We start from the raw sequence: 5,747 nt of genomic DNA, 5'->3' as shown, positions 1-5,747 counted from the left end.
GCGCCGTGGATCGACGATCGTGACAGGCGGTCGGGCAGGATGGCAAAGTGGTATCCGCGATCCGGCGCGAAGACCGGGCGCGGGAACGGCGGGCGGAAGCTCGCCGATCGAGATCAGGGCAATCGAGGAAACCCCATGAGCCGCATCCGCCTCTTTCCATCGGCCAAGGAAGTCGACTGCGCCGACGGCGACACCGTCCTCGGGGCGTTGGAGAAAGCGGGCTATGCGCTGCCCAACAACTGCCGGGCCGGCGCCTGCGGCGAATGCAAGATCATGGTCCGCTCGGGTCAGTTCGATCAGGGCATGGTGCTGGACATGGCCCTGTCGCCGGAGGATCGCCGGCAGGGTTACGGGCTGATGTGCATGGCCAAGCCGATCTCCGAGGTTCTGGAGATCGAGTGGGGCACCGACGACGCCAAGCCGAAGCTCTTCCCGCCGCGCGAGAACATCTACTACATCGTCACCGACAAGGTGATGCGGACGCCGCGCATCGCCGAGATCTCGATGCGGCCGATCGGGGCGCCGGTGCGTTACTGGCCGGGGCAGAACATGATGATCGGCGATCCGAGCTTCGGTATCCCGGCGCGCTGCTACTCGATCGCCAATGCACCGCGCGGCGATGGCGAACTCACCTTCCACGTCACGCGTGCCGAGGGCGGCGTCACCTCCGCGTGGCTGCACGACAAGGTGCAGATCGGCGATCAGGTGAAGCTCTCCGGGCCCTACGGCACCTTCATCGGCGACCCGTCGGTCGACACGCCGGTGCTGTGTCTGGCCGCGGGGTCGGGGCTGGCGCCGATCCTGGCGCTGACCGAAGCGGCGCTCCGGCGCAACTACCGCCCGCCGGTGACGCTGATGTTCTCGGCGCGCATGGCGGAGGACGTCTACTGCAAGGGGCTGATGGCGTGGTGGCGGGCGCGCAATCGGCGCTTCCGTTTCCTGCCCACGCTGACGCGCGAGACGGCGGAGGGGCATCTTTCGGGGCGCATCCCCGACATCCTGCCGGAACACTTCCCCGACCTGTCGCAGCATTCGGTGTTCATCGCCGGCACGCCGGAGTTCACCGAGGCCTGCGTGACGGCGGTGAAACAACTCGGGGCGCGGCCTGAGCTGATCCACAGCGAAGGTTACTTCTCCCATCAGGCGCCCGAAGAGGTGCCGAAGGATCGGCTCATGGGCCGCTGAGGCGCTCGCCTCGTCGTCCGGGCAGAACGTCTGCGGTTCCGGTGCGGCTCCCCGATCCGAGCCACGCGCCGGATCGTCCGTTTCGCTCGAGGCTCGCGAACGTTTGTCGTGACGCCGTATGATCCGCTCGCCGCGGAAAGCGGTGGGGCGGGATCGCTCCCGCCCCACCGCTCGGCGCTCGTTTCACCGTCGATGGTGTCGAGTGCCGTATTCGTCATGCCGGTGCGGCACGAAGGCCTCGGTCATTCGCCGCAGCCACCGTCGCAGCCGCCGCCGTCGTGGCCACCGCCGCCACCGCCGCCACCGCCGTCGTGGCCACCGCCACCGCCGCCGCCGTGGCCTCCACCGCCGCCGCCGCCGTGACCACCACCACCGTGACCACCACCGCCGTGGCCACCACCATCAGCGGCCGCAGCGGCAGAACCGACATCGGAACCTTGGTCGTTCGCCATCGCGAACGGGTTGAAGACGCTCATCTTCGTCGGCGCGCAGACCGCGCCGGCCGGGCAGTTCTCGGGCGAACCATAGACGAGGACCCGGCTCTGTGCGTGCGCCGCCCCACTCATCGCCACCATCGCAGCGACCAGGACAGCAAGAGAGGCTCCCTGGAGGGCTCTGAACATAGCTTCCTCCTTCGGTCTCTCCCTGTTCGGCCGGGTACACCATGTACTCGCCCCCGGGAGGTGTTTCAAATATAGATCTCCGTGGATGTATTTTCAATTGTTGCTAATATGTACTCTTTAAATGGAAATGGTTTTCAGTACTGTAATTATTGATATATTGTGATCGTGTGCCTTTTGAGATGTCAGACAGGAAAATAGACGACTTCTCATTTCCGAGAGCTGCTGGCGAGCGTCGAGGTCGATCGACTCCGAACGACTCGAGGGAGTCGGAGAACATCGTCGCCGGTCCGCGAGCCGGCGGCGTGATGTCTGCGAGGGCTCGTCGTGGCGGCTCGGTGGCGCGAGGGTCGATCCTGCGTGAGCGAAAGGTCGCGGGTGCGACCGCCGCCGACAGGTCAGCTTGACCGTGGGGTTGCCGGGCGCGATGTTCGCGATCGGCTCGTTCCTTGAAGTCCCGTCCAACCGCCGGAAAGAGAGGCGAAATGTCCGACCGGATCCGATATGTTCTCGACGAAGAGATGATGCCGAAGAGCTGGTACAACATCGCCGCGGATCTGCCGACGCCGCCGGCGCCGGCACTGCATCCGGGGACGAAACAGCCGGCTGGTCCGGCCGATTTCGAGCCGCTGTTCCCGATGGAGCTGATCCTCCAGGAAGTGGCGACCGAGCGCTACATCGACATCCCGGAACCGGTCCGCGACGTGTTGCGCATGTGGCGGCCGTCGCCGCTGATCCGGGCGCGGCGGCTCGAGAAGATGCTCGACACCCCGGCCAAGATCTACTTCAAGTACGAGGGCGTCTCGCCCGCCGGCTCGCACAAGCCCAACACCGCGGTGCCGCAGGCCTGGTACAACAAGGAAGCCGGCATCAAGAAGCTGTCGACCGAGACCGGGGCCGGCCAGTGGGGCTCGTCGCTGGCCTTCGCCGGGTCGCTCTTCGGCATCGACGTCACCGTCTTCCAGGTGCGCGTCTCCTTCGACCAGAAGCCCTATCGCCGGGCCCTGATGGAGACCTACGGAGCGCGCTGCATCGCCTCGCCGTCGAACGAGACCGACAGTGGCCGCGCGGTGCTCGCCGCCCATCCCGACAGCCCCGGCTCGCTCGGCATCGCCATTTCCGAGGCGGTCGAGATCGCGGCCAAGAACCCGGACGTGAAGTACGCGCTCGGCTCGGTGCTCAACCATGTGCTGCTGCATCAGACGATCATCGGCGAAGAGGCGATGATGCAGTTCGAGATGGCGGGCGACGATCCCGACATCGTCATCGGCTGCGCCGGCGGCGGCTCGAACTTCGCCGGCATCGCCTTCCCGTTCCTCGGAGCGCAACTGCGCGGCGGCCGCAAGCGGCGGATCATCGCGGTCGAACCGGCCGCCTGCCCGACGCTGACGCGCGGCAAGTTCGCCTACGACTTCGGCGACACGTCGCATCTGACGCCGCTGGTCAAAATGCACACGCTGGGATCGACCTTCATTCCGCCGGGCTTCCACGCCGGGGGTCTGCGCTATCACGGCATGAGCCCGCTGGTCAGCCACGTCTACGACCTCGGCCTGATCGAGGCGCGGGCCTACAAGCAGATCACCTGCTTCGAGGCGGGGGTGCAGTTCGCCCGCGCCGAGGGCATCGTGCCGGCGCCGGAATCGACCCATGCGGTGCGTTGCGCCATCGACGAGGCGCTGCGCTGCAAGGCCGAGGGCAAAGCCGAGACGATCCTCTTCAACCTGTCGGGCCACGGCCATTTCGACATGGGCGCCTACATCGGCTACTTCGAGGGCAAGCTGATCGACCAGGACTACGACGAGGGCGAGCTGGCGGCGGCGCTCGCCGACCTGCCGTCGGTCGCGGCCGAGTGAGCCACCTCTCGGCGATGCGACCGCGTCGCCGGATCCGAACCACGACGGCCCCGCTCGAAAGCGGGGCCGTTCGATTCCGCGATGGCGTATCGACGGCGCGCGCGGCCTGTTGCGCGACTTGACCGCCCTCTGCGGTGGTCCTTCCCTCGTCCACCCTTGGAGGTGCGCTCGCCGGTCGTTGGGCTCTTGCGTCGGTCGCGACGGCGAACGACCATGCCGATGACGAGCGGGGGGCTCGGATGGTTCGTGGGGAACGACTGCGATGCGGCGGTCGTCCGATGCCACGCACCGACACGGAGAAAGGCGCAGCCTCTCCGGTCCCCATCCCGTCGGATGGCAACGCCTTCGGGCAGTCGGGGACCAATCGATGAACCACCCATCTCGGACCGAAACCCACCGGCGCAGGGCGATCGGCGTCTCTCTCGCCCCAGCCTTCGCCGCCGACCTCAGCTTCGACGGCCTCACCATCGACGAAGGCGACAAGGGCACGCTGAAGCTCGGGCGCGTCGAGGTGACGGGATCGAGCCTCGAACGCGACGAGTTCGTCAAGATGTTGGCGAAGGACACGAAGCCCGAGGAGCGCAAGGCGTTGGCGGCGCGGTTCGAAGCGGCACGGCTCTCCGTCCCCTCCCTCTCGATGACCGACAAGGACGGCGGCATGAGCGTCGAGGGGCTCTCGCTGACCGGGATCTCGAAGGGCAAGATCGCCCGCGGGACGGTCGCCGCGATGAAGGGCGAGTTCCCGGCCGACGGTGGACGGGTGTCGTTCACGACCGGTCCGCTGACCGTCGAAGGCGCCGATTTCGGCCGGGCCTTCGGCGGGCCGGGCGGCAGCTTCCCGACGTCGCTGCTCATCTGGGAGAAGGTCTCGCTCACCGGCCCGGACAAGGACACGCCGGCGACCGCGCCCGGCGGCAATCTCTTCACTCTGGAGGTCGCGGCGATCACCGCCGATGCGAAATTCGCCTCGGGGGTGCCGACCAAGTCGCACCTGTCGATCGAGGGGCTGACCTTCCGGCCGCCGGCGGCGTCGGCGGCGGCGGCGCAACTCGCTCAGGCCGGGGTCTCGAAGCTCGAGTTCCGCTTCGACTACGGCGCCACCTACGATCCGGCGGCCAAGGTCTTCTCGGTCGATGCGCTGGAGTTGACCGGCGCCGAACTCGGCACGCTGTCGCTCAGGGGCAAGATCGGCAACATCGCGCCCGAGGTCTTCGGCCAGTCGGATCCGGCCGGGGTCGCGACGGCGCTGTCGCAGAGCACCGTCCTCGGCGTCGATCTCGCCTACGTCGACAAGGGGTTGGCGGACAAGGTCGTCGCCCCGGCGGCGGCGGCGCAGCAGAAGTCGCCGGCCGCGCTCGCGGCCGAGGCGGCGGCGATGGCGCGGCAGATGGTGCCGATCTTCCTCGGTGGTGCGTCCAACGCCAATGCGGCGGCGGACGCGGTGGCGCGGTTCGTCGCCCAGCCGAAGTCGATCATCGTCACACTGAAACCGAAGGCGGGGGCGATCGGCTTCCTCGAACTGATGTCGGTCGACGATCCGATGGCGTTGCTCGCCAAGGTCGACATCGACGTGAAGAGCGATTCCCCGGCGACCGCCACCCCGGCACCTGCGCCAGCGGCTCCCTCAGCACCCGCCGCCGCGGCGCCGGCGAGGCCCGCCCCGGGTCCCGCCGCGCCGGCGGCATCGGCTCCCGCTGCTCCGGGCAAGGCGCTCGCCGGTCTCGACGCCTGGAACGCACTGATCGGCAACACGGTGGTCGGCAAGGACTCCGACGACAACGAGATCTTCGAATATTATCTGAAGAACGGCACGGTGAAGCAGCTCTCCGACGACCAGGTCTCCACCGGCAAGTGGTCGTTCAAGGATGGCCAAGTCTGCTTCCGATACCCGGAGGAAGAGGAATATTGCTACGATCTGACGGTCGACGACGACATCGCCACCTTCACCGACGAGGACGGCAGCGGCACCCGCTACACGGTGCTGAAGGGGAACCCGAAGCGGTTGTGAGGGCGATCACGGCGGTGTGCCTCGGCCTGATGAGACCTGTGCGCGGATAGCCCTCGACGACCGTCTACTGACGTGATTCAC

The 5,747-nt window shown here is 67.5% G+C and carries 4 protein-coding genes; 3 read left to right on the top strand and 1 reads right to left on the bottom strand.

Annotated elements, in window-relative coordinates; all coding sequences use genetic code 11:
* The first annotated feature begins 135 nt into the window (after positions 1 to 135).
* Positions 136 to 1,185 (top strand): 2Fe-2S iron-sulfur cluster-binding protein, encoded by a 1,050-nt coding sequence (locus tag V7Q42_RS21115; protein ID WP_333826245.1) that lies wholly within the window; start codon positions 136 to 138, stop codon positions 1,183 to 1,185.
* 214 nt (positions 1,186 to 1,399) lie between these two features.
* Here V7Q42_RS21115 and V7Q42_RS21110 read toward each other — a convergent pair whose 3' ends face one another.
* Positions 1,400 to 1,615, bottom strand: a complete 216-nt coding sequence (locus tag V7Q42_RS21110) for a hypothetical protein (RefSeq protein WP_333826244.1) — start codon at positions 1,613 to 1,615, stop codon at positions 1,400 to 1,402.
* A 675-nt stretch (positions 1,616 to 2,290) separates the two neighbouring features.
* On the opposite strand from V7Q42_RS21110, the gene V7Q42_RS21105 reads away from it, so the two are divergent.
* Both V7Q42_RS21105 and V7Q42_RS21100 read left to right on the top strand, forming a co-directional pair.
* Positions 2,291 to 3,658 (top strand): TrpB-like pyridoxal phosphate-dependent enzyme, encoded by a 1,368-nt coding sequence (locus V7Q42_RS21105; protein WP_333826243.1) that lies wholly within the window; start codon positions 2,291 to 2,293, stop codon positions 3,656 to 3,658.
* A gap of 367 nt (positions 3,659 to 4,025) precedes the next feature.
* Entirely contained in the window at positions 4,026 to 5,666 is a 1,641-nt protein-coding gene (locus V7Q42_RS21100; protein ID WP_333826242.1) for a hypothetical protein, read from the top strand.
* Positions 5,667 to 5,747: the final 81 nt, after the last annotated feature.

The sequence above is a fragment of the Pinisolibacter sp. genome (assembly GCF_036782435.1).
Lineage (GTDB): Bacteria > Pseudomonadota > Alphaproteobacteria > Rhizobiales > Ancalomicrobiaceae > CALBKH01.
The sequence above is the reverse complement of the archived record's forward strand: the minus strand, read 5'-3'. Positions and strand labels throughout refer to the sequence as shown.